We start from the raw sequence: 22,508 nt of genomic DNA, 5'->3' as shown, positions 1-22,508 counted from the left end.
GAACTATTTATAGGAATCTTTTTAATCGCTCCCTTTTATGTGGCGGCAAAGCTTCGTTTTGAACAGCCATTTCCAAAATGGCTCTGTCTTTTGTTCTGGAGAACAGCAATTTATAAAACTGATGAGTTGAAAGAGTATCGATAGACTCCTCAAACAATTCGAGGGCGTCACCAGATTTTACTTGCCCCACTTCCAACACTTTAACATAGGTTCCCGGAAAACCATGGTCGATAAATTGTTTTAGGATATCTTGGGTGCCAAACTTGAGCTCTAGTTTAAAGCATGGTTCCCTGGGCTGGGTGATTTGAACCAAAGCAGTGCCTAACTTATAGACGCTACCAATTCTCAGCATGGTTTCGTCTAATCCCTCTACTGTGAGATTTTCACCGAACATTCCCCAATCCCAATCCAAATTTGGATACTTTTCTTTCCAATAAGGGTAATGGTCGGCGGAAAAAAGATAGCAGGCCTTGTAAACACCACCGTGTACTTTTCGGTCACTTATATTGTCTTTGGATACGCCTTCCTTTTCCAAGGTTATGGGTTCTTTCACAGGAAGTTTAAAGATTCCTGTGGTGGTTTCTTGTCCGTTCCAAGTTATTGGAGTGGGTTTACCTATGTTGGTACTGATGACTTTCATATTATGAAAATAAAAAAACCATCGCATTTGACGATGGCTTTAACATTATTTGGATTGATGAATGTTACTCCTTTTCTTCTCTATATAGCCTTTTGGTAATAAAGAACCCAATAAGCAGGCCGGTTCCGGCCATTAAAAATATAGATCCGGGCATGGCAATTTCGTTATTTACTCCATGGTGCCAAAGCACACCTCCAATAATTATTCCAGCTCCAATACCCATAAGTAATAATGCAAGATTGGATATAACAATTTTCCAAACGGGTGCAGGAGCTCTTTTTTCTTTTTTTCCACCAACAAAAATACTAGCGTCGGCTCCTTTTTCAATCAAAGCCATACGTTCTTTGTTTCGTGTCCAAAAATACAGATAGCAGATTCCAAAAATTACAACAAAAAGGCTGATAAAGACAACAGTTGGTCCGTTCATGATATTATTTTTTAAAGTTTGTTATGCCCATATGACGAGATATTGATTTGCGAGGTTACATTTCTTTTAATTTTATGAATTGTGTAACCAAGGATATATAATATTCGTCTTATATACCGAATGAGCACCGATACAGACCAACAACTTATTGATCTTTCCTTGAATGGTAATATAAATGCCTTTGCCAAGCTGGTGGAAAAGTACAAGCATATGGTGTATACTGTTGCTTTCCGAATGGTAAAAAGACGAGAGGAGGCTGAAGAGGTAGCTCAGGATACTTTTTTAAATGCCTATAATAACTTATCAAAATTCAAAAAAAGATCCAAATTTTCTACCTGGTTGTATCGGATAGTATATAATAAGTCTCTAGATTATTTGAAGAGTAATAAAAATCGTTCTACATTGGAGCTGGACGCCATTGAAAAATATGTAGGGCCGACCGATGAAAGTTTTTTTGAAAACATTGATAGGGAAGAAAGGAAAGAGATTATAAAGGGAGCCCTAAATAAGTTGTCGCCCAAAGACAATGCTTTGGTGGTTTTTTTTTATTTTGAGGAATTGTCCTTAAAAGAGATTTCAAAGATTATGGGTTTAAAAGAAAATGCGATAAAGGTGCGTTTGTTCAGGTGTAGGCAACAATTGGCCGCGATTTTATCTGAAAGATTGGCACCTGAAACCATAAAATGTTATGAAGGAAGAAGATAAATTGAACCATTCAAATGAGTGGATTACAGATGCAATTAAGGAAGTTGGCCTAGAAACTCCATCCCCTGAATTTACACGGAACGTGTTGTCCAAATTGGCAAAAAATAAGGTTAAGGATTCCCAGATTGAATATAGACCGTTAATAACCAAAAACGGATGGGCTTTTGTTGTTCTTTTGGTCATTTCGGTTTTTGTACTGTCGTTTGATGTTGGGGAAAGAGAAAGCAACGGCGAGCAAACTATTTTGGAGAAGGCGTTTGATTTTCTTTCCTATGATTTCTTTTCTGGAATCCAACTATCCGATACTGTTGTCATGGGAACCGTACTTTTTGCGGTTTTCGCATGTTTTCAGATCATAACTTTAAAACGATTTATTGAAAAGCAGGTATAAAAAATATGAACAAAAAAAACCGCAATTAATTTGCGGTTTTTTCTGCTAATAGAACTTTTTCTTATTTAATCATTTCGTAGCTGCGCGCTATGAAATTAGTAAGTTCTTCCCCTTTCAGAAGTCCTTTTGATAATCGGGCCAAATCCAGTGATTGATTGATCAATCGTTCACGTTTTTTAGCCGTTTTGGTGTTTAATATCTCACTCACCAGTTCATGATTGGTGTTTACAATAAGATTGAACATTTCTGGCATATTGCCCATTCCAAACATACCACCGCCTCCAGTTTGCTGCATCTCTTTCATTCTTCGCATGAATTCTGGTTCGGTTATGATAAAAGGAGAGGCAGTACTGTCCATGGCTTCCATCTGTATTGTAAAACCCTTTTCTTTGATCACTTCTTCAATTTCACCTTTCAGCTTTTCCTTCTCATCGTCTGATAGTTTAGAAATAGCAGTGTCTTCCTTTTTAATAAGGTTATCCACATGGTCAGCATCTACCCGTGCAAAAGAAAGCTTTTCCTTTGAAGTCTCCAGTTTTTGCATCAAATGGGACACAATAGGAGAGTCAAGTAGAAGTACTTCATAGCCTTTAGCTTTTGCTGCTTCAATATAACTGTGTTGTGCTTCTTTGTTGGAAGCGTACAAGACCACAAGTTTGTCGTCTTTGTCAGTTTGATTGTCCTTGATCTGCTTTTCTAATTCTTCATAGGTATAAAATTTGCCATCAACAGTTGGGTAGAGCGCAAATTTGTCAGCTTTTTCAAAGAATTTTTCCTCGGAAAGCATTCCGTATTCAATAACTACCTTGATGTCGTTCCACTTTTGCTCAAAATCTTCACGATTGTTTTTGAACAAGGAATTTAACTTGTCCGCCACCTTTCTTGTGATGTATGAAGAAATCTTCTTGACGGCTCCATCGGCTTGTAAATAAGATCTAGAGACGTTCAATGGAATGTCCGGAGAGTCAATTACTCCACGAAGCATTGTCAAGAACTCTGGTACAATACCCTCGACGTTGTCCGTTACAAAAACTTGGTTTTGGTACAGCTGAATTTTGTCTTTTTGTATGTTGAGGTCATTGGTCAACTTTGGAAAATAAAGGATTCCTGTCAAGTTGAATGGATAATCCACGTTCAAATGAATGTTGAACAATGGCTCCTCAAATTGCATGGGGTACAATTCTCGATAAAATGATTTGTAATCCTCATCTTTTAGATCTGCAGGCTGCTTGGTCCAAGCGGGAGTAGGGTTGTTGATAATATCATCTACTTCTTGGGTGGGTGCTGGATCTTCTTCTTTTGCACCTTCAGGTTTGGGAAGCGTTTCGGTTTTTGTGCCAAACTTGATGGGAATAGGCATAAATTTATTGTACTTTGTCAAAAGCTCCCTGATCTTGGCATCTTCCAAGAATTCAGTGGAATCTTCGGCTACATGCAGGATGATTTCAGTACCACGCTCTTCTTTTTTGGCTTCCTTCAGACTAAATTCAGGTGAGCCGTCGCATGACCAATGTACCGCAGATTCGTCTTTGAAACTTTTGGTGATGATCTCTACTTTATCTGCAACCATAAATGCAGAATAGAAACCAAGACCAAAGTGACCTATGATTCCTGCATCTTTGCCAACATCTTTATACTTATCCAGAAATTCTTCAGCTCCGGAAAAAGCCACTTCATTAATGTATTTTTTGACTTCTTCCTCGGTCATCCCAATGCCCTGGTCAATGATGTGGATTTGTTTTTTGTCCTTATCCACTTTAACCTCAATGATAGGGTTGCCGTATTCGACTTTGGCCTCTCCAATTGAGGTCAGGTGTTTTAACTTGAGTGTAGCATCCGTAGCGTTGGAAATAAGTTCACGTAAAAATATTTCATGATCGCTGTAAAGGAATTTTTTGATTAAGGGAAATATGTTCTCTACAGAAACATTGATTTTACCTGTCGCCATTGTTTAATAGTTTTCTTTATTTCTGTGTAATGACAAAAAAAATACCAGAATAGAGTATATGACAAACTGGCATTCGATAGCTCCTAAACTTGTCTAAGTTAGTTTTAACAAAATATTGTTTAATTTTATTATAAAATAATTAAACAAATTATGATATTTGAATTGTTGTAGAAATTGCTATGAGATAGATTCATGCTACAACTAGTTTGTTTATTTATTGGTTAGGTTGTGGAAAACGCATTTTCGCCCGAAGATGCGTTTTCTTTTTAATTGTGTTTATGTATGTGAATTTATTTGTTAAACAATTATAATCAAGTTTTGGAAAGGTATAAGATAATAGCTCACAGCTTTGAATGTCTGCGAACTATATCTTTAGATGGAAATATGCCAATCTGGTGAACTATTTTTCTGCTATTTTCATTCTTCCTTAGATATATTTTTTACTTTTCCATTGAATAGCTCCAGCTTTGTAAGTAATTACCTAAAGTATATATTATGTACAATTCGAAAATTGCGGGTCTAGGGTTTTATGTGCCTGAAAATGTGGTGACCAATAATGATTTGTCCAAATTAATGGACACAAATGACGAATGGATTCAGGAACGCACTGGAATTAAGGAAAGAAGACATGTGGTCAAAGGAACCGATACCACAACATCTATGGGGGTCAAAGCAGCCCAGATTGCTATTGATAGAGCCGGAATTGATAAAAACGATATAGATTTCATTGTTTTTGCGACATTGAGTCCAGATTATTATTTCCCTGGACCTGGTGTACTGGTTCAGCGCGACCTTGGTCTTATGACTGTTGGTGCCCTGGATGTGAGAAACCAATGCTCTGGTTTTGTTTATGGTGTTTCCGTTGCTGACCAATACATTAAAAGTGGCATGTATAAGAATGTTCTGGTGATTGGCTCAGAATTACATTCCCATGGATTGGATATGACAACGAGGGGGAGGGGTGTATCAGTCATTTTTGGTGATGGAGCTGGTGCTGCAGTACTCACCAGAGAGGAGGACACTTCAAAAGGTATATTATCCACCCACTTGCATTCGGAAGGTCAACATGCCGAGGAACTCTCCTTGATAGCGCCTGGAATGGGAAAACGATGGGTGACCGATATTATAAATGATGAAGACCCTGAGGATACTTCCTATTACCCATATATGAATGGTCAATTTGTGTTCAAAAACGCGGTAGTGCGGTTTAGCGAGGTGATTATGGAGGGACTTCAGACCAACAACTTGGGGCCTCAAGATATTGATATGCTTATTCCGCATCAGGCCAATTTGCGCATATCACAGTTTGTTCAGAAGAAATTTGGGCTTTCTGATGACCAAGTCTTTAACAACATTATGAGTTATGGAAATACCACTGCAGCCTCAATACCCATTGCTTTGACCGAAGCTTGGGAATCAGGAAAAATCAGCGAAGGTGATGTTGTTGTTCTTGCTGCTTTTGGAAGCGGATTTACTTGGGGGAGTGTTATCATAAAGTGGTGACAACCGTAATGATTAAAAAATAAAACCCCGATCCTTAAAGGATCGGGGTTTTTAAATGATAAACCTTGATAGATTAACCAACCAACACGCTACACAAGGAATATCAGATATGATTTACAAGATGCCCCCACTGGATTGTTTAGTATTGCTATCTCTTCGTTTACGTTGTTTGGCTCTATACTTGCCGCCTCCGAAGCGATAGTTGAGGCCTACATAGACATTGTTGCTTTCCCAGTTGAATCCACCTTCTTGCAAATAAGGACGTTGACCATCAAATGCAAATCGCATGGTATTGAATATGTCGTTGTAATTAAAACTTAACGTTCCCTTGCCTTGAGCAAAACTGTAACGTGCTCCAAGATTCACAAAATACATGGGTCGTACCTCAAATTGAAGTGTTCTGTTTTGTCCCCTGTAAAAACCAAACGCTTGGAGTGTAAGTTTTTTAGTCACGGTAAAACTGTTGTTCATTCGAAGATTCCACGCATTATTATCTACCTCCACGTTTTCAATAGTGATATCATCTTCCGTTGGATTTGAAATATCAGGATTCAAACTTTCTGTAATACCACGTTGGGTTTGTGAGTAATAGTCAAAGCTCCCATTGATGCTCCACCATTTCAACGGTTTGTAGTTTGTAGAAAGCTCAAAGCCGTAGGCGGATGTATTATCGAAATTGTCAAAGGTCAGAATCAATTTATTAAAATCAAGTCGGTCAACGTAGACTGCCCTATTTATCTCGTCGGATATTGATCTGTAGAAGATACCTGCTGTAATGCTTCCGTTTTTGATTCTTCTGGTATAGTTCATTTCGTATGAGTTGGTGAACTGGGGTTCCAAACTTGGACTTCCAAAAGATGAAATCAAAGGAGTGGCCCATTCCCTAATAGGGTTTACTTGACCCAAACCAGGTCTGTCCACACGTTTACTATAACTAACTTGCCATTGATTTTTTTCACTTGGATTATAAGTGAGAAAGGCGGAAGGATAAACCTGTGTATATTTGTCCGTAAACGCCCTTACCGTATTTGTATCAGCTTTTACCTCAACATCTTCAATGCGTACTCCAATCTGATATGACCATTTTTGCCTGTTTTGGCTAAAGGTAGCGTATGCTGAATATATATCCATATTGTAAACAAAATCCCTGCTTGGTGTTTGCACCAGATCGCCATTGGGGCTTGGTGACAGACCTGTTGAGGAGTAGTCCACGTCAGTCTCAAAATTTCTGGATTCCAAGCCAATTTCTATTTTGGAAATACTATCCAACGGATTTACATAATCTAGATTGGCAATGGTCTGAGTTCGGTCAGTATCCACAAAATCCATATAATCGGGAAATAAGGTGGCTCCGGTAGACCTGAAATTTGCATCCTGACCACTTTCAAAAGTGTTGTGGTCTACTTCTAGTTCTATGTTGTGACCTTCCTTTTTAAAATCAAGTTTATAGTTGAAATTGTACTGCTGACTGGTATTGTCACTTACATCATTGAAAAACTGGGTAAGGTTTCTTGCTAAATCGTTGTTGTACGTGACTCCTGTGATGCCTTCGCCTTTACCATCGAATATATTTTGATTGGTAAATATGGAAATGGTGTTTTTATCATTCAAATAGAAATCTACCCCTGCCTTATACAAATGCGATTTGTTGTTGTTGAAAAAATCAAACTTCTGTAACGAGTTTTCATCAAGCCTTAATATTGTTCCGTTATTCACATATTTTCCAATATTGTTACCGTAATTGCCATAGAAATTGAATTTTCCGTTTCGGTAGTTAAGATCAATGGATGAATTGAATTTGGCCTCTATGCTCTTGGTAAGACCAGTTGTGATACTGCCGTTAAATCCTATATTGGCATTTTTATGAAGGACAATATTGATAATTCCGCTCATGCCTTCAGGGTTGTACTTGGCCGAGGGGTTAGTTATCAATTCAATGGACTTGATGGAAGTAGAAGGAATTTGCCTAAGCAGCTGTGCAACGGGTACATTGGACAATTTTCCGTCGACCATTACCCGTACATTGGAATTTCCTCTCATACTTATATCTCCGGTCTGAGAATCAACATTCACAGAAGGAATATTGTTCATGATATCCGAAGCAGTAGCACCTGCAGTGGTCAAATCTTTTCCAACATTGATTACCTTACGGTCAACTCGTTGTTCAATGGTCGTGCGTTCAGCAACTACCTCAACTTCGTCTAGCTTTGCTGTTTCTTCCGTAAGTGTTATGGTGCCAACATTTACTTTTCGGTTTCTTTTGGTAATAATCAATTTTTGGGTGTGTGTTTTGTATCCGATGAATTGAACTTCCAACACAAATGTACCTTCTGGTAACTTTTTGATTTCAAAAGTTCCGTCGTCAGCAGTAATACCACCAGTAATGGTTTGTGTACCGTCTTCAGATTTAACAACAATTGCCGCATAAGCAACAGGTTGTTTTAAATCGTTGTCGATAACAATCCCTGAAATAGAGCCTATTGGAGGTTCGTTGTCATTGGTTGCTGCGAAGATTGTAGAATGTGCACTGCATAAGAACAGCGCGAAAAGTAGAATTACCCTTTTCATGAGTTCGTTTGTTTTTGATTGATGATGTCTACTAGACGATATTGTTATGGGAATGTTACACCTTGGCTTGGGTTTAACACTTTTTAACAAAACCCTTAGAGGTCACAGTTTGTAAGTTATTGGGGGAAAGTCATACAAAAGATAAACCCTGACTTACGATAACAATCGCAACGCCAGGGCTTTTACATTGATAAGCTATACTAAACACTAACCATTAACTATAAAAAATACAGACTTACCAATGATTAATCTTATACGTACAATAGACGGTTTTTTTTTGGAATAGTTACAAGCATTGGTTTAGTTTAACACATAAATTAACAAATGGCAGGCACACTTGTTTTCGGAGCATCGTTAAATCCGAGTAGATACAGCAATTTGGCAATACATAGATTGGTTGAAAGCCAAAAGGAAACCGTTGCGTTTGGGGTGCGCGAGGGAACTGTTTCTGGTATACAAATTAAGAACAACCTAGATGATTTTCAAAATATACATACCATTACTTTGTATTTAAACCCAAAACGGCAAAAAGAGTATTACAATAAGATACTTGACCTTAAGCCTGAAAGGGTGATTTTTAATCCTGGAACCGAAAACCCTGAATTTGCCCAAATTCTTGATGAAGCTGGAATCAAAGTTGAAAATGCATGTACGTTGGTTTTGTTGGCTACTGGACAGTATTAAGGGGTAGTATGTTTTGTTCGTATCAACCAAAGTCCAAAAAAGGTCAGCACCCCATTCAATGGTAATAACTCATATCCCATAACATATCCTCCCAGATATTCGGAAGGGATATTGGCAATAGTCCATATAACAAGCACTGAAAGTAATCCAACCACCCAAACATACTTGTCTTTTATGTGATGTTTGGTGAAAATTCCAAAGGCAAAGAGCCCTAAAAGAGGGCCATAAGTGTATCCCGCCACGGTCAAAAGACTGTCGATTACGTTGCTACTTAAAATATACTTAAACGAAATAATTACCAAAATCAGCATAATGCTCATGGCGATATGTGTGCGTTTTCTGGTTTTCTTTTGCTTTTCCTCCGTTTGCTTTTCCACATTTAAAAAATCAACACAAAATGAAGTGGTAAGTGAGGTCAAAGCGCTATCAGCGCTGCTGTAGGCGGCTGCAATAAGTCCTAGCATAAATGTGATGGCCAGCGTTAGCCCCAATCCACTGTTAAGGGCAATCTCTGGAAACAAAAGGTCAGATTTTGGCTCTCCATCCATTAGTGGAATGGTAATGCCATTTTTATTGGCAAAGATGAAAAGTAAAGCACCCAACAACATAAAAAGAAAAGTGACCCCTACCAATACTAGGCTAAAGGACACCATATTCTTTTGCGCATCCTTCAAGGTTTTACAGGTAAGGTTCTTTTGCATCATATCTTGGTCCAATCCGGTCATGCAAATGGTGACAAACATTCCTCCGACAAAAGATTTTATAAAATGATTTCGGTCCAAAAGACTATCAACAAAAAGAAATCTATTGTATTCTTTTAATTCATCAGAAGCTAAAAACTCACCAAAACTCCAATTCAGCTCTTTGTTGATGAGAATTATGGACAATACCACTGCAAGAATCATGAATAGCGTCTGCAGAGTATCTGTCCATACGATGGTCTTTATTCCCCCTCTATTGGTGTAGACCCAAATTAGTACTATTGAAATGACCACTGTAAACTCAAAACGAATGCCCAAACCATCAAAAACGAACTGTTGTAATACAATGGCGACCAAGTATAACCTAAAAGATGCACCCAACACCCTCGAAATAAAGAAGAAAAAGGCTCCGGTCTTTTGGCTTACCACCCCAAATCTATCCAATAAATATTCATAGATAGATGTGAGATTGTACTTGTAATACAAGGGTAACAATACATAAGCTACCACAAAATAGCCGAAAAGATAACCCAGTACCACCTGCATATATCCAAACTGTGAATCCTCGACCCATCCTGGGACCGAAATAAAGGTTACCCCAGAGAGTGAGGCGCCGACCATTCCGAAGGCTACCAAATACCATGGAGATTGTTTACCGGCTTTAAAAAAATCTGCGTTGGAATCGTTCTTCCCTGTGAAATAGGAAATAATCATCAATACCAAAAAATAAGCACCGATGAGCAATAGAATCTGGGTGGCTGTCATAGAATGTGTTTGATTTGCAAAATACAAAAGTAAATCGGTAACGCTAAAATCGTAATTTTGCATAACATTAGATTTTATGGAGTTTTCATCAAAAATTTTGGAAAATGCGGTTTATGAAATGTCCCAGTTACCTGGGATAGGGAGGCGAACTGCACTTCGATTGGTGCTGCATTTGCTCAAACAACCCGAAGAGCGTACACACTTGCTTTCAGAAGCATTGTTGCAACTAAGGGATGAGGTTAATTTTTGTAAAACTTGTCACAATATTTCTGACACCGAAACATGTGAAATCTGCTCTAATTCCAAAAGAGATAGGAGTTTGGTGTGCGTAGTAGAAGATATTCGAGATGTAATGGCTATTGAAAGCACAAGCCAGTATAATGGTCTTTATCATGTGCTGGGGGGTAAAATATCACCCATGGAAGGAGTGGGGCCACAAGATTTGAACATCGTATCCTTGATCAAAAGAGTTAAGGAAGAAGATGTCAAAGAACTTATTTTTGCATTGAGTTCAACAATGGAGGGCGATACCACGAATTTTTACATTTATAAACAACTTGAAGGATTGAATGTTGAGACTTCCACCATAGCAAGAGGAATTTCAGTAGGAGATGAACTGGAGTATGCGGATGAGGTGACTTTAGGCAGGAGCATATTGAACAGGGTACCTTTTGAAAATTCAATTAAAGCGAACTGATGCGAATTGAAAATAATACATATAAATTAAAAATAAGACGAATTCTTTGCTATTTTTGCAAAATATAAGTCAATATTACTTCGTTAGATAAGAATATGTCAAAATTTGAATTGAAATTACCGCAGATGGGAGAAAGTGTTGCAGAAGCAACATTGACAACTTGGTTAAAAGAAGTTGGGGATACCATCGAATTGGACGAAGCAGTATTTGAAATTGCAACCGATAAGGTGGATTCTGAAGTGCCCAGTGAGGTAGAGGGGGTGTTGTTGGAAAAACGATTTAATGTCGATGATGTTATTAAGGTTGGAGAAGTCGTAGCGGTAATCCAAATGGAGGGGGATGCACCAGAAGCTTTAAGCAATGGTGCGGATTCCACAGATGAAATAGAAGATATCGAAGAACCAGTAGCTATATTGGAAGGTCAAATAGTTCAGGTTGCTGAATCTGTATCCAGCACAGGTCATGATTTTTCAAGTTCTGAACGTTTTTATTCTCCTTTGGTAAAGAATATTGCAAAGGAGGAAGGAGTGTCAATGGAAGAATTGGAATCCATTATAGGTACTGGAAAAGAAGGAAGGGTAACAAAAAATGACATAAAGGCATTCTTGAAAAACCGTTCTACCAAAGGCAACCCTTCCGTTACTAAGGCACCAAGTAAGGATGAAACCGTCCAAGTACCTGTAAAAACTGAAACAACTAAAGCAGTACCGGAAACTTCGAAAGCATCACCTGTTCCGGTGACAGATGGAGATGAGGTAATTCCGTTGACAAGAATGGGCAAACTTATTGCCCAGCATATGGTAGATAGCATTTCTACCTCTGCGCATGTGCAGAGTTTTATCGAGGTAGATGTGACCAATGTTGTCAATTGGCGGAATAAGGTCAAAAAAGAATTTGAGCAACGCGAAGGCGAAAAATTGACTTTCACGCCAATATTTATGGAAGCCGTTGCCGTTGCTATTAAAAAGTACCCATTGATAAATATTTCTTTGGATGGAGATAATGTTATCAAAAAGAAAAACATCAATTTGGGTATGGCAGCAGCATTGCCAGACGGAAATCTTATTGTTCCGGTCATTAAAAATGCTGACCAACTTAATTTGGTAGGCATGGCCAAAACCGTTAATGACTTGGCCAATAGGGCCAGAAACAATCAATTAAAACCAGATGAGATTAAAGATGGAACCTATACCGTCACAAATGTCGGCTCATTTGGCAGTGTTTTTGGCACTCCGATAATCAATCAGCCCCAAGTTGGCATTTTGGCGCTCGGAGCAATCAGAAAAATGCCTTCGGTGATAGAAACCGATCAGGGCGAATACATTGGTATAAGAAGTAAAATGTTTCTTTCTCATAGTTATGATCACAGAGTGGTGAACGGTGCCTTGGGAGGTATGTTCGTTAAGACCGTTGCAGATTATTTGGAATCTTGGGACGTAAATAGGGAAATCTAAGCATAAAAAGTCATTTTTTTCTTTCCACTATTATTACCTTAGAGGCTCAATTCAATACACCCGTAAATGAAATGTTTCGCCTCAATAAATTTGGTCTTACTTTTTTTGTTCTGTGGTTCAATAGTGGCTCAGGATCTTTCTGAATATCAAAAAAAGGTTTTTGAGAAAAATGGTGAAAGTATTCCTTATCGCTTGTTGCTTCCCAAAGATTTCGATGCTTCAAAAAAATATCCTTTGATACTGTTCTTGCATGGCTCAGGGGAACGTGGAAATGATAATGAGGCTCAGTTGGTCCATGGTTCCAAATTGTTTTTGAAAGACGAATTAAGGAGTAAATACAAAGCCATAGTTGTTTTTCCTCAATGTAAAGCTCAAAGTTCATGGGCGAAAATCGATGTTGAAGGAGATTTTCCGAACAGGGAGTTTATTTTTTATAAGGATGCAGAGCCAACCAACGACATGATATTGTTGGAGGGTTTACTGAAGCATTTAAAGAAGACTTATAAATTGGACAAGAAAAGGATTTATGTTGGGGGGCTCTCCATGGGAGGAATGGGAACCTTTGAACTGGTCAGAAGAAATCCCAAGATGTTTGCCGCGGCTCTTCCTATCTGTGGAGGGGCAAACCCCGAAATATCCAAGAAACTTAGAAAGCCCTATTGGTGGGTTTTCCACGGGAGCGATAATCAAGTGGTTCCTGAAAAATACTCATCCCAAATGGTAAAAGCTATGAAGGCCCTAGGGGCCGATGTGAAATATTCTGTATATGATGGAGTGGGACACAACAGCTGGGACAACGCCTTCGCTGAACCCGAATTGTTGGCATGGCTATTCTCTAAATCTAAATAAAACCTACATGGAATTACAATTAAAAAAACCAATTTGCTTTTTTGATCTGGAGACCACGGGTACCAATGTGGCCAAAGATCGAGTTGTCGAGATTTCGATTTTGAAGATTTTTCCCAATGGAAACAAAGAAAGCAAGACTTGGTTGGTTAATCCGGAAATGCCCATCCCGCCAGAAGTGGTTGCGGTACACGGTATTTCAAATGAGAAAGTAGCTAATGAACCTACTTTCAAACAATTATCCAAGGAAATCTATAAAATGGTTAAGGACAGCGATTTGGCTGGATTTAATTCAGATAGGTTTGATATTCCGCTTTTGGCAGAAGAAATGCTGCGTGCAGATGTTGACTTTGATATGAAAAACATGATGTCCGTTGATGTGCAGACTATTTTCCATAAAATGGAAAAACGAACCTTGGGAGCGGCCTATAAATTCTATTGTGATAGAGATTTGGACGATGCCCATAGCGCGGAAGCCGATACAAATGCCACCTATGAAGTACTCAAGGCGCAGTTGGATCGTTATCCTGAATTGGAAAATGACGTAAAAAAACTATCGCAGTTCACTACACGCAAGCAATCGTTGGATTTTGCAGGGTTTATTGGATTGAATGAAAATGAAGAACCCATTTTTTCTTTCGGAAAACACAAAGGAAAAACAGTTGATGAAGTCATGGAATCAGAACCCGGTTATTTTGGATGGATTTTGAATGCCGACTTTCCGCTGTACACAAAAAAGGTGCTTACCCAAATCAAGCTGAGCAAGCTGAATAATAAACTGTCTTAAACACAATTCTTAAATAATAAATAATGAAGCTGATCTGTATCGGCAGAAACTATGCTGCCCATATCGAAGAACTGGAGAACGAACGACCCAAAGAGCCTGTAGTTTTTATAAAACCTGATTCGGCCATTTTACCCAAAGAGCAGGATTTTTATATCCCTGAGTTTTCAAATGACGTACATTATGAAGTTGAGGTTTTGGTCAAAATCAAAAAGGTGGGAAAACATATTTCCAAGCAATTTGCCCATACATATTATGATGAAATAGGACTTGGAATCGATTTTACCGCAAGAGATGTTCAAGCTCAGTTAAAAACCAAAGGATTACCTTGGGAAAAAGCTAAAGGATTCGACGGATCAGCAGTGGTCGGTAAGTGGTTAAAAAAAGATAAGTACGAAAATATTGACAATTTGCATTTTTCCTTGTTAAAAAATGGGGAAAATGTTCAGGAGGGCAATACATCCTTGATGTTGTGGAAGATAGACGAGCTTATCGCATATGTATCCACTTATTTTATGCTTAAAAAGGGAGATATTTTGTTCACGGGCACTCCGGCAGGGGTTGGTAAAGTTAGTCCAAATGATTACCTTTCAGGTACACTGGAAGGAGAGAATATGTTTGAAATTACTGTGAGATAATGATTTACAACCTCGACAAAGTAAATGAAATGGCAGAAGGAGACCAGGACTTTATAACCTCTGTTGTTTCAGTTTTTTTAGAAGAAGTCCCAATGGATTTAGAAGGGCTTGAAAAGGCGATAGAAGCCAGGGACTATGAAAATGTATACAAGCTTGCCCACAAAATAAAGCCTAATGTGGATTTATTGGGTATGGAGCAAACTAGAGCGACTGCACTTGAAATTGAGACACTGGGAAAAACCACCACTGACATTGATGAAATTGAGCAAAAATTTCCTTTGCTTAAAAAGGATGTGCTTCAGGTGGTGTCCGAACTCAAAAAAGACTTTAATCTTTAGATGCAAGCCGAAATCATAACCATTGGGGATGAAATTCTCATTGGTCAGATAGTGGATTCCAACTCGGTGTTCATAGCCACAGAATTGAACAAAATCGGTGTTTCGGTATATCAGATTACATCTGTTCAAGATACTCGTGAACACATTTTGGAGGCAATGACTGCTGCTGGGTCCCGTTCCTCAATTGTTATCATCACCGGGGGATTGGGTCCAACCAAAGATGACGTTACCAAGTATACGTTATGTGAATTTTTCGAGGACAAATTGGTCATGGATAAAAATGTACTTGCCCATGTGGAATCATTGTTTGAAAAGTACATTTCCACTCCAATTTCGGACTTGAATAGAAAGCAAGCTTTGGTACCTTCAAAGGCTACCGTTTTACATAATGCTCATGGAACAGCTCCTGGAATTTGGATGAAAATTGAGGATACCGTCTTCATATCATTGCCTGGGGTACCTCTGGAAATGAAACATTTAGTTCGAGATTATGTGGTTCCAAAGATTATAGAAGAGTATGAACGGCCACATATTTTGCATAAGACCATCCTTACATATGGACTCGGTGAGAGTGCACTTGCCGAAAAAATAGAAACATGGGAAGATAATCTTCCCGATTTCATCAAGTTGGCTTACCTGCCAAATTTGGGAAGGGTGAGACTCCGCTTGACCGCTAAAGGAAGTGATAAAAACGTTTTGGTCAATGCAGTTGATGTGGAGGTTAAAAAACTCTACTCACTAATTGGTGATATCATTTATGGGGAGGACGAAACTGACGCAATCGAAAATCAAGTGGCCACGTCATTGACCAAAAATCAACTGACGTTAAGTACGGCCGAGAGTTTTACAGGAGGTAAAATAGCAGAAAGAATAACGGCAATTCCTGGGGCTTCGACATACTTTAAGGGAAGTATTGTGAGCTATTCTACTGAAACCAAAATAAAGCTATTATGCGTTCCGAAGGAGTTGGTTGAAAAGCATTCAGTTGTTAGTAAAGAGGTGGCCATGGCTATGGCGAAAAATGCACGAAAGATTTTGAACACCGATTTTTCTATTGCCACTACGGGCAACGCAGGACCAACTAAGGGAGATTCAGATGAGGAAGTGGGGGCAGTATTTATTGCCATCAGTACTCCAAAGTTCACTTTTGCACAACAATTCACTATGGGAAATCAACGCGAACGGATTGTTCAAAAGTCTGTAAACAAAGCGTTTGAGCTATTGCTGAAAGAAATTTTAAATTTCTAAAAAAGATTTTTGTGCATCCCATTAAATTGCTATAAATTTGCAGCCTCAATAAAATCACTCAAAAGTTAGGGAGATGTCTAAAGTTTGTGAAGTTACAGGTAAAAAGGTGATGTTTGGGAACAACGTTTCCTTCTCTATCAATAAGACCAAAAGAAGATTTGATGTAAATATCTCGAAAAAAAGATTTTACATTCCTGAAGAGGACCGTTGGGTTACCCTTAACGTTTCTTCCAGAGGTTTAAAGATTATCAACAAAAAAGGAATCTCTGCTGTTTTGAAGGAAATCAATTCCAAGAAATAGTCAGAGTAAGGTTTTAAGAAAGATACAATGGCAAAGAAAGGAAATAGAATTCAGGTTATTTTAGAGTGTACAGAGCACAAAGACTCTGGTATGCCTGGTACTTCAAGGTACATCACCACCAAGAATAAGAAAAACACGCCAGATAGGATGGAAATCAAAAAATTCAACCCTATCCTTAAGCGCATGACCGTTCATAAAGAAATTAAGTAATTAGGCTTTTTACTAAATAAAAGCAAATCATAAAAAGTAAGCCATGGCAAAGAAAACAGTAGCAACACTTCAGTCATCATCAAAAAGATTGACCAAGGCCATAAAAATGGTAAAGTCTCCAAAAACGGGAGCTTATACATTTGTAGAATCAGTTATGGCCCCTGAATTGGTCAACGATTGGTTGAACAAGAAGTAATTAGCTTATACAAAATTGAAAAGCCGCAATATAGCGGCTTTTTTTATGCCCTTACTTTCCTATCTTTGGCAACTGATGTTGAATGCTTATGAGTCTATTTAAAAAGATATTTTCTTCGGACAAAAAAGAGACCTTGGACAAGGGTCTTGAAAAATCAAAAACCAGTTTCTTCGGAAAATTGAGCAAGGCGGTTGCCGGAAAATCCAAAGTAGACGATGAGGTTTTGGACAATTTGGAAGAAGTCTTGGTCACTTCTGATGTAGGGGTTAACACAACTCTGAAAATCATAGAACGCATCGAAGAACGTGTTTCCAAAGATAAGTATATGGGAACCGAAGAACTCAATACAATTTTAAGAGAGGAGATTGCTGGTCTGCTTTCTGAAACCCATGTGGGCGAGGATGCCGACTTTGCGGTACCAGATGATAAAAAACCCTATGTGATTATGGTAGTTGGGGTCAATGGTGTGGGTAAGACCACTACCATTGGAAAGTTGGCCCATCAATTTAAAAATAAAGGTTTGAAAGTTGTTTTGGGCGCTGGGGATACATTTAGGGCTGCCGCCATAGATCAGTTACAAGTTTGGGCGGATAGAGTTGATATTCCTATTGTAAAGCAAAAAATGGGAAGCGACCCGGCATCCGTGGCTTTTGATACCCTAAACTCGGCTGAAGCAGATAATGCCGATGTTGTTCTGATAGATACTGCAGGACGCTTGCACAATAAGGTTAATTTGATGAACGAGCTCTCAAAAGTGAAGAGGGTGATGCAAAAAGTGGTTCCTGATGCTCCGCATGATGTTTTGTTGGTTTTAGATGGTTCAACCGGTCAAAATGCCTTTGAACAAGCCAAACAATTTACTAAGGCCACCGAAGTGACCAGTTTGGCAGTCACCAAGTTGGATGGAACCGCAAAGGGTGGTGTGGTCATAGGTATTTCAGATCAGTTCCAGATACCCGTTAAATACATTGGGGTAGGTGAAGGAATAGAAGACCTTCAGGTTTTTAATAAATACGAATTTGTGGATTCGTTTTTTAAACTTTAGTCAAGAACAAATTCGAAGGTTTAGCCAAATATTCCCTAAATTTAGTCGGTCGAGCACTAAGACATGGGAAGAGTACATTTATTCGAATTTGAAGACCAAAAATGGTTTCCAAGCTTCTTAAGAAATTATGGTACCGACTTCCTTCAATTTTTATCCAATAAAACAAGACTTTATAAACCGGTAGTTCCGGTAATCGAAAGAGGAATAGAAGCCTGTGGGGTAAATCGAATCATCGATTTGGGCTCAGGTGGAGGTGGAGGACTGTATTGGTTGAATTTGGAACTTAAAAAGAACTACCCCGATCTTAAAATAGTGCTCACTGACTATTATCCGAATCTTGGTGCTTTCGAATACACAAAAAAGCAATCAGACAATTTTGAATACATCACTACTTCCATTGATGCCAGAAATGTACCTAAAAGTTTAAAAGGTTTACGAACCCAGTTCCTATCCCTGCATCATTTTAGGCCCCATGATGCCAAACAAATATTGCAGAATGCAGTAAATGCCAATAGTGTAATTGGCGTTTTTGAAGCGCAAGAAAGGAGTGTGCCAAGCATTCTGGCGATGCTTTTTTCTCCCATTTCTGTTTTATTGACAACACCTTTCATAAAACCTTTTAAAATGGGCAGGTTGATTTTTACCTATTTAATTCCGACAGTTCCATTATTTGTACTTTGGGATGGTGTTGTTTCCTCCTTACGAACCTATTCCGTTGAAGAAATGAAGGCTTTGGTGAATGATTTAGAGAACAAGGAAGCTTATGAATGGGAAATTGAACGGGTAAAGTCTGGGCCTGGTGTGATACTGTATCTTTTAGGAATTCCAAAACTTAGTTAATCAATAATGAAAAAATACGTTTTTCTTTTTATCCTAACGGCTATTGTGCTGTGCTGTGCTGAACAGGACAAAAAACAAACCTCAAAAGTAGAGAAAGTCAAAATTGCATGCGTTGGGAACAGTATTACGTATGGTGCGGGTATGGCAGATAGGGAAAATAATGCCTACCCAATCCAATTACAAAATATGTTGGATGATGCATATGAGGTGAAAAATTTTGGTATCAGTGGAAGGACCTTGCTTAAAAAGGGTGATTTGCCCTATTGGGAAACCGAGCAATACCAACAAGCTTTGGACTATAATGCAGATATTGTTCTTATCAAACTTGGAACTAACGATACCAAAGTACCGAACCGTCAACATCTTGATGAGTTTGAATCAGATTATAAAGCATTGGTTGACTCTTTCAGGGAGGGAAATGAAAAGGCCAGAATCATCTTAGTGCTTCCGGTCCCATCGTATATGAAGGATAGCACAAGCATTTGGAATCCTGTCATTAAAAGTCAAATAACCCCAAAGACTCAAAAGGTTGCAAACGATTTGGGGCTTGAAACCATCGATTTGTATCAATTATTTGTAGGAAATCCTAGCTTGATGCCGGATGAAATACATCCCTCTTCACTAGGAGCAACCTTGATAGCTAAAAGAGCTTACGAAGCTATAAAGCATGAAACGTATGATTTTGATTTGGTCGAAACTTTACAAGTAGAAAACATTAAAAAATCAAACTTTTATGGTTTTGATCAGTTCGATTTTGAAAAAGACGGATTACAACTAAAAGTGGTTCGTCCCAAAAGACCTTTAAAAGATAAACCTTGGATTTGGAGAGCACGTTTCTTTGGACATGAACCGCAAACCGATATTGCGCTATTAGAACGCGGGTTTCATGTAGTTTACTGCGAAGTAGGGACCTTTTTTGGTAATCCTGAAGCTGTTGCACAATGGAACAAATGCTACGATTTAATGATCAAAGCAGGAATGAATCCAAAACCTGCATTGGAGGGAATGAGCCGAGGTGGTCTTATTATTTACAATTGGGCCGCTGAAAATCTTGATAAAGTTGCTTGTATCTATGCTGATGCACCCGTTTTGGACGCACGCAGCTGGCCAGGAGGATTTGGCAATGGCATAGGAAGTCCTCCAGATTGGGAGCTTGCCAAACAACGATATGGATTGACATCTGACATGCCCTCGGATAACTTCAAAGGTTGGCCTATGCATAAGACTGAACTTTTGGCGGCATCTGGTATTCCCATGCTTCATGTATGTGGCCTTGCGGATAAAGTTGTTCCCGTTGATGAAAATACGCGTCTGTTCGCTGAAAAAGTAGATTCATTGGGCGGTAATATCAAGATAATGTATAAAGAGGGTGTGGGCCATCATCCACACAGTTTGGAAAATCCAACCAAGATTGTTGATTTTATTTTACGGGCAACGGGACATAAGACCAATTTCGCTTCAATTCCTGCTCCCGCTTCTGAATATCGCTCCGCTGCGGGATGGAAAGAAGGAAAAGGATGGTGGTCACAGGCGGAACAAATCGATTCGTTGTGCCAAGCCTCTAAGGATATTGACCTTTTATTGATAGGCAATTCCATTACCCAAGGTTGGGGTGGCCCAAGAGATTGGGTAACTTATAAACCAGGGCAACCTGCAGCTGATGCATCTTTTAAAGATTTAGAGTGGATAGGTGCTGGCATTTCAGGAGATAGAACGCAGCATATAGCTTGGCGGCTTAAAAATGGAAAATATGAAGCTTGTAATCCTAAGGTGGTAAGTTTGGCAATTGGGGTAAACAATTTTCCTGATGATTCAGTAGAAGAGATTGTGGATGGACTTAAAAATACCTTGGCGATCGCGGAAGAAAAATTTCCTGAATCCGCCATCTTGTTCTTTGGCCCTTTGCCCACTGGTTTGGATCCGACTTCCGACAGAAGAAAGAAATATAGAGAAATACATGCTAAGCTTTCCGGTTTGGAATATGCGAAAAACATCCAATATCATAACTTGGAGAGATATTTCAGCAATGAAGATGGAACCTTAAAAGAGGAGGAACTCAGTACCGATGGTATTCACCTTCAACCGAAGGGGTATGAAACTTGGGCAAAGTACATCAAAGAACAAATTGACAAAATCAACCAACCATAAAAACACGATAATATGAAAAAATTACTCTTGCTGTTACTATTATTATTGACCAATGTCGGTTTTGCCAAGATATGGACTCCCACCATACTTTCTGATAATATGATATTGCAACAACAATCCGAAGCTACGATTTGGGGCTGGACAACAGCCACTGGAGAAACCATAACGATTACTGGCTCTTGGAGTGATGTTGTTGTTACCACAAAAGCTAACCAGGGCATATGGTCAGCCAAATTGCCTACGCCAGTGGCAGGAGGGCCGTACACGGTTACCATAAAAGGTCATGAAGAAATTGTATTTTCAAATGTATTGATAGGGGAAGTTTGGATTGCTTCCGGTCAATCCAATATGCAGTGGACACCGAATATGGGGTTGGACAATGTCCAGGAGGAAATAAAAAATGCTAATTACTCTAATATTCGTTTCTTTCAGGTTCCACAACGTAAGTCTTCAACGCCACAAGATGACACTCCTGGGGAATGGCTTATATGCTCACCTGAAACCATGCAGAACTTTAGTTCGGTGGCCTATTTCTTTGGCAGAAAATTATATAAAGATCTTTCAATACCTATTGGACTTATAAGTTCCAATTGGGGAGGTACTCCCGTTGAGGTTTGGATTCCAGAAACTCTTATTGATAGTGATGCAGAGCTCAGTGAGGCAGCAACAAAGGTTGGAACAAATGAATGGCGACCTCATTTACCTGGGGATTGTTATAATGCTATGTTCATCCCTTGCTAAATTATGATATAGCTGGGGCCATTTGGTATCAGGGTGAATCTAATCGTGCTAATTCCAAATCCTACTATAAATCATTTCCATTATTAATCGAGTCATGGAGGAATCTCTGGGATAAGGATTTTCCCTTTTACTATGTTCAGATTGCACCGTTCGATTATGATAAGGACAAAAAGGATATCAAAGCGGCGGTAGTGCGTGATGCACAACTGTATACCATGTTGTCTGTACCCTACACGGGAATGGCGGTTACAAACGACATTGGAAACCTAAAAAATATTCACCCAACGAACAAGCAGGAAGTTGGACGCAGATTGGCTTTATGGGCACTGGCCAAAACTTATGGGGTAAAGGATGTGGAATATAGCGGACCCATTTATAAAAGTATGGAGGTGAAACGGAATAAAATTATTTTGACTTTTGACCATGCCGAAAGTGGTTTGAGCATAAAAGGCAAAGCCTTAAAGGAATTTTACATTGCTGGGGCAGACAAAAAGTTTTATGAAGCAAAAGCTCGAATAAAAGGAGATAAGGTTGAAGTGTACTCCAGTAAAGTAAAAAAACCAGAAGCTGTACGATTTGCTTTTGATGACAAGGCTCTACCTAACTTAATGAATAATGAAGGTCTACCGGCATCTGCGTTCAGAACGGATACCTGGGAAATATCTTTGGAATAGAAACTTAATAATATGG

The 22,508-nt window shown here is 38.9% G+C and carries 24 protein-coding genes; 19 read left to right on the top strand and 5 right to left on the bottom strand.

The window, feature by feature from the left end:
* Positions 1-7 precede the first annotated feature (7 nt).
* Together E4661_RS15555 and E4661_RS15550 are read right to left on the bottom strand one after the other, a co-directional pair.
* Entirely contained in the window at positions 8-640 is a 633-nt protein-coding gene (locus tag E4661_RS15555) for an MOSC domain-containing protein (RefSeq protein WP_136468383.1), read from the bottom strand.
* Positions 641-704: 64 nt separating this feature from the next.
* Positions 705-1,067 (bottom strand): DUF6249 domain-containing protein, encoded by a 363-nt coding sequence (locus tag E4661_RS15550; RefSeq protein WP_136468382.1) that lies wholly within the window; start codon positions 1,065-1,067, stop codon positions 705-707.
* A 120-nt stretch (positions 1,068-1,187) separates the two neighbouring features.
* Here E4661_RS15550 and E4661_RS15545 point away from each other — a divergent pair, with 120 nt between their 5' ends.
* Complete coding sequence (locus E4661_RS15545) at positions 1,188-1,772, top strand: RNA polymerase sigma factor (protein WP_136468381.1); 585 nt, start codon at positions 1,188-1,190, stop codon at positions 1,770-1,772.
* Entirely contained in the window at positions 1,756-2,163 is a 408-nt protein-coding gene (locus E4661_RS15540) for a hypothetical protein (RefSeq protein WP_136468380.1), read from the top strand. The genes E4661_RS15545 and E4661_RS15540 overlap by 17 nt, the downstream gene beginning before the upstream one ends.
* Before the next feature lie 61 nt (positions 2,164-2,224).
* On the opposite strand, the gene htpG is transcribed toward E4661_RS15540, so the two are convergent.
* Complete coding sequence (htpG, locus tag E4661_RS15535; RefSeq protein ID WP_136468379.1) at positions 2,225-4,111, bottom strand: molecular chaperone HtpG; 1,887 nt, start codon at positions 4,109-4,111, stop codon at positions 2,225-2,227.
* Positions 4,112-4,606: 495 nt separating this feature from the next.
* On the opposite strand from htpG, the gene E4661_RS15530 reads away from it, so the two are divergent.
* Positions 4,607-5,614 carry a 3-oxoacyl-ACP synthase III family protein gene (locus E4661_RS15530; protein WP_136468378.1) on the top strand — a complete coding sequence of 336 codons (1,008 nt, stop codon included), beginning with the start codon at positions 4,607-4,609 and terminating at the stop codon, positions 5,612-5,614.
* 114 nt (positions 5,615-5,728) lie between these two features.
* On the opposite strand, the gene E4661_RS15525 is transcribed toward E4661_RS15530, so the two are convergent.
* Complete coding sequence (locus E4661_RS15525; protein ID WP_136468377.1) at positions 5,729-8,182, bottom strand: TonB-dependent receptor; 2,454 nt, start codon at positions 8,180-8,182, stop codon at positions 5,729-5,731.
* A 324-nt stretch (positions 8,183-8,506) separates the two neighbouring features.
* Here E4661_RS15525 and E4661_RS15520 point away from each other — a divergent pair, with 324 nt between their 5' ends.
* Complete coding sequence (locus E4661_RS15520; RefSeq protein ID WP_136468376.1) at positions 8,507-8,866, top strand: CoA-binding protein; 360 nt, start codon at positions 8,507-8,509, stop codon at positions 8,864-8,866.
* Here E4661_RS15520 and E4661_RS15515 read toward each other — a convergent pair.
* The gene (locus E4661_RS15515; RefSeq protein WP_136468398.1) at positions 8,863-10,332 is read right to left on the bottom strand and encodes a sodium:solute symporter; all 1,470 of its coding nucleotides are present in this window, start codon (positions 10,330-10,332) and stop codon (positions 8,863-8,865) included. The genes E4661_RS15520 and E4661_RS15515 overlap by 4 nt on opposite strands.
* 76 nt (positions 10,333-10,408) lie before the next feature.
* On the opposite strand from E4661_RS15515, the gene recR reads away from it, so the two are divergent.
* From recR to E4661_RS19585, 15 genes are all read left to right on the top strand, one after another.
* Complete coding sequence (gene recR, locus E4661_RS15510) at positions 10,409-11,029, top strand: recombination mediator RecR (RefSeq protein WP_136468375.1); 621 nt, start codon at positions 10,409-10,411, stop codon at positions 11,027-11,029.
* Positions 11,030-11,124: 95 nt separating this feature from the next.
* Positions 11,125-12,483, top strand: coding sequence for a dihydrolipoamide acetyltransferase family protein (locus tag E4661_RS15505; protein WP_136468374.1), 1,359 nt, complete (start codon positions 11,125-11,127; stop codon positions 12,481-12,483).
* Positions 12,484-12,549: 66 nt separating this feature from the next.
* Positions 12,550-13,332 (top strand): carboxylesterase family protein, encoded by a 783-nt coding sequence (locus E4661_RS15500; protein WP_136468373.1) that lies wholly within the window; start codon positions 12,550-12,552, stop codon positions 13,330-13,332.
* A 7-nt stretch (positions 13,333-13,339) separates the two neighbouring features.
* A complete protein-coding gene (locus E4661_RS15495; RefSeq protein ID WP_136468372.1) occupies positions 13,340-14,116 on the top strand; it encodes a 3'-5' exonuclease in 777 nt (258 codons plus the stop codon).
* 23 nt (positions 14,117-14,139) lie between these two features.
* Positions 14,140-14,751, top strand: a complete 612-nt coding sequence (locus tag E4661_RS15490; RefSeq protein ID WP_136468371.1) for a fumarylacetoacetate hydrolase family protein — start codon at positions 14,140-14,142, stop codon at positions 14,749-14,751.
* Positions 14,751-15,089, top strand: coding sequence for an Hpt domain-containing protein (locus E4661_RS15485; protein WP_136468370.1), 339 nt, complete (start codon positions 14,751-14,753; stop codon positions 15,087-15,089). The genes E4661_RS15490 and E4661_RS15485 overlap by 1 nt, the downstream gene beginning before the upstream one ends.
* Entirely contained in the window at positions 15,090-16,337 is a 1,248-nt protein-coding gene (locus E4661_RS15480) for a competence/damage-inducible protein A (protein ID WP_136468369.1), read from the top strand. It abuts the gene before it with no gap.
* A 73-nt stretch (positions 16,338-16,410) separates the two neighbouring features.
* Complete coding sequence (gene rpmB / locus E4661_RS15475; RefSeq protein WP_116185924.1) at positions 16,411-16,638, top strand: 50S ribosomal protein L28; 228 nt, start codon at positions 16,411-16,413, stop codon at positions 16,636-16,638.
* Between the two features lie 27 nt (positions 16,639-16,665).
* Positions 16,666-16,848 (top strand): 50S ribosomal protein L33, encoded by a 183-nt coding sequence (gene rpmG / locus E4661_RS15470; protein WP_136468368.1) that lies wholly within the window; start codon positions 16,666-16,668, stop codon positions 16,846-16,848.
* 43 nt (positions 16,849-16,891) lie between these two features.
* On the top strand, positions 16,892-17,044 hold the full coding sequence (locus tag E4661_RS15465; protein WP_073181591.1) for a DUF4295 domain-containing protein: 153 nt from the start codon (positions 16,892-16,894) through the stop codon (positions 17,042-17,044).
* Positions 17,045-17,132: 88 nt separating this feature from the next.
* The gene (gene ftsY, locus E4661_RS15460) at positions 17,133-18,089 is read left to right on the top strand and encodes a signal recognition particle-docking protein FtsY (protein WP_136468367.1); all 957 of its coding nucleotides are present in this window, start codon (positions 17,133-17,135) and stop codon (positions 18,087-18,089) included.
* Between the two features lie 63 nt (positions 18,090-18,152).
* Positions 18,153-18,929: a hypothetical protein gene (locus tag E4661_RS15455; RefSeq protein WP_136468366.1), complete on the top strand. Its 777-nt coding sequence runs from the start codon at positions 18,153-18,155 to the stop codon at positions 18,927-18,929.
* A 6-nt stretch (positions 18,930-18,935) separates the two neighbouring features.
* Positions 18,936-21,077: a GDSL-type esterase/lipase family protein gene (locus E4661_RS15450; protein ID WP_136468365.1), complete on the top strand. Its 2,142-nt coding sequence runs from the start codon at positions 18,936-18,938 to the stop codon at positions 21,075-21,077.
* A gap of 12 nt (positions 21,078-21,089) precedes the next feature.
* Complete coding sequence (locus tag E4661_RS19590) at positions 21,090-21,818, top strand: sialate O-acetylesterase (RefSeq protein ID WP_136468364.1); 729 nt, start codon at positions 21,090-21,092, stop codon at positions 21,816-21,818.
* Positions 21,812-22,492, top strand: a complete 681-nt coding sequence (locus E4661_RS19585) for a sialate O-acetylesterase (RefSeq protein WP_136468363.1) — start codon at positions 21,812-21,814, stop codon at positions 22,490-22,492. The genes E4661_RS19590 and E4661_RS19585 overlap by 7 nt, the downstream gene beginning before the upstream one ends.
* Positions 22,493-22,508 lie beyond the last annotated feature (16 nt).

This window comes from Flagellimonas onchidii (assembly GCF_004804315.1).
GTDB classification, from domain to species: Bacteria; Bacteroidota; Bacteroidia; order Flavobacteriales; family Flavobacteriaceae; genus Flagellimonas; species Flagellimonas onchidii.
This window is presented reverse-complemented; position numbering and strand designations above follow the sequence as displayed.

What these genes read in the sequence shown, in the direction of transcription:
- E4661_RS15555 (WP_136468383.1), bottom strand. Translation starts at nt 640, where the DNA reads ATGAAAGTCATCAGTACCAACATAGGTAAACCCACTCCAATAACTTGG.
- E4661_RS15550 (WP_136468382.1), bottom strand. Translation starts at nt 1,067, where the DNA reads ATGAACGGACCAACTGTTGTCTTTATCAGCCTTTTTGTTGTAATTTTT.
- E4661_RS15545 (WP_136468381.1), top strand. Translation starts at nt 1,188, where the DNA reads ATGAGCACCGATACAGACCAACAACTTATTGATCTTTCCTTGAATGGT.
- E4661_RS15540 (WP_136468380.1), top strand. Translation starts at nt 1,756, where the DNA reads ATGAAGGAAGAAGATAAATTGAACCATTCAAATGAGTGGATTACAGAT.
- htpG (WP_136468379.1), bottom strand. Translation starts at nt 4,111, where the DNA reads ATGGCGACAGGTAAAATCAATGTTTCTGTAGAGAACATATTTCCCTTA.
- E4661_RS15530 (WP_136468378.1), top strand. Translation starts at nt 4,607, where the DNA reads ATGTACAATTCGAAAATTGCGGGTCTAGGGTTTTATGTGCCTGAAAAT.
- E4661_RS15525 (WP_136468377.1), bottom strand. Translation starts at nt 8,182, where the DNA reads ATGAAAAGGGTAATTCTACTTTTCGCGCTGTTCTTATGCAGTGCACAT.
- E4661_RS15520 (WP_136468376.1), top strand. Translation starts at nt 8,507, where the DNA reads ATGGCAGGCACACTTGTTTTCGGAGCATCGTTAAATCCGAGTAGATAC.
- E4661_RS15515 (WP_136468398.1), bottom strand. Translation starts at nt 10,332, where the DNA reads ATGACAGCCACCCAGATTCTATTGCTCATCGGTGCTTATTTTTTGGTA.
- recR (WP_136468375.1), top strand. Translation starts at nt 10,409, where the DNA reads ATGGAGTTTTCATCAAAAATTTTGGAAAATGCGGTTTATGAAATGTCC.
- E4661_RS15505 (WP_136468374.1), top strand. Translation starts at nt 11,125, where the DNA reads ATGTCAAAATTTGAATTGAAATTACCGCAGATGGGAGAAAGTGTTGCA.
- E4661_RS15500 (WP_136468373.1), top strand. Translation starts at nt 12,550, where the DNA reads ATGAAATGTTTCGCCTCAATAAATTTGGTCTTACTTTTTTTGTTCTGT.
- E4661_RS15495 (WP_136468372.1), top strand. Translation starts at nt 13,340, where the DNA reads ATGGAATTACAATTAAAAAAACCAATTTGCTTTTTTGATCTGGAGACC.
- E4661_RS15490 (WP_136468371.1), top strand. Translation starts at nt 14,140, where the DNA reads ATGAAGCTGATCTGTATCGGCAGAAACTATGCTGCCCATATCGAAGAA.
- E4661_RS15485 (WP_136468370.1), top strand. Translation starts at nt 14,751, where the DNA reads ATGATTTACAACCTCGACAAAGTAAATGAAATGGCAGAAGGAGACCAG.
- E4661_RS15480 (WP_136468369.1), top strand. Translation starts at nt 15,090, where the DNA reads ATGCAAGCCGAAATCATAACCATTGGGGATGAAATTCTCATTGGTCAG.
- rpmB (WP_116185924.1), top strand. Translation starts at nt 16,411, where the DNA reads ATGTCTAAAGTTTGTGAAGTTACAGGTAAAAAGGTGATGTTTGGGAAC.
- rpmG (WP_136468368.1), top strand. Translation starts at nt 16,666, where the DNA reads ATGGCAAAGAAAGGAAATAGAATTCAGGTTATTTTAGAGTGTACAGAG.
- E4661_RS15465 (WP_073181591.1), top strand. Translation starts at nt 16,892, where the DNA reads ATGGCAAAGAAAACAGTAGCAACACTTCAGTCATCATCAAAAAGATTG.
- ftsY (WP_136468367.1), top strand. Translation starts at nt 17,133, where the DNA reads ATGAGTCTATTTAAAAAGATATTTTCTTCGGACAAAAAAGAGACCTTG.
- E4661_RS15455 (WP_136468366.1), top strand. Translation starts at nt 18,153, where the DNA reads ATGGGAAGAGTACATTTATTCGAATTTGAAGACCAAAAATGGTTTCCA.
- E4661_RS15450 (WP_136468365.1), top strand. Translation starts at nt 18,936, where the DNA reads ATGAAAAAATACGTTTTTCTTTTTATCCTAACGGCTATTGTGCTGTGC.
- E4661_RS19590 (WP_136468364.1), top strand. Translation starts at nt 21,090, where the DNA reads ATGAAAAAATTACTCTTGCTGTTACTATTATTATTGACCAATGTCGGT.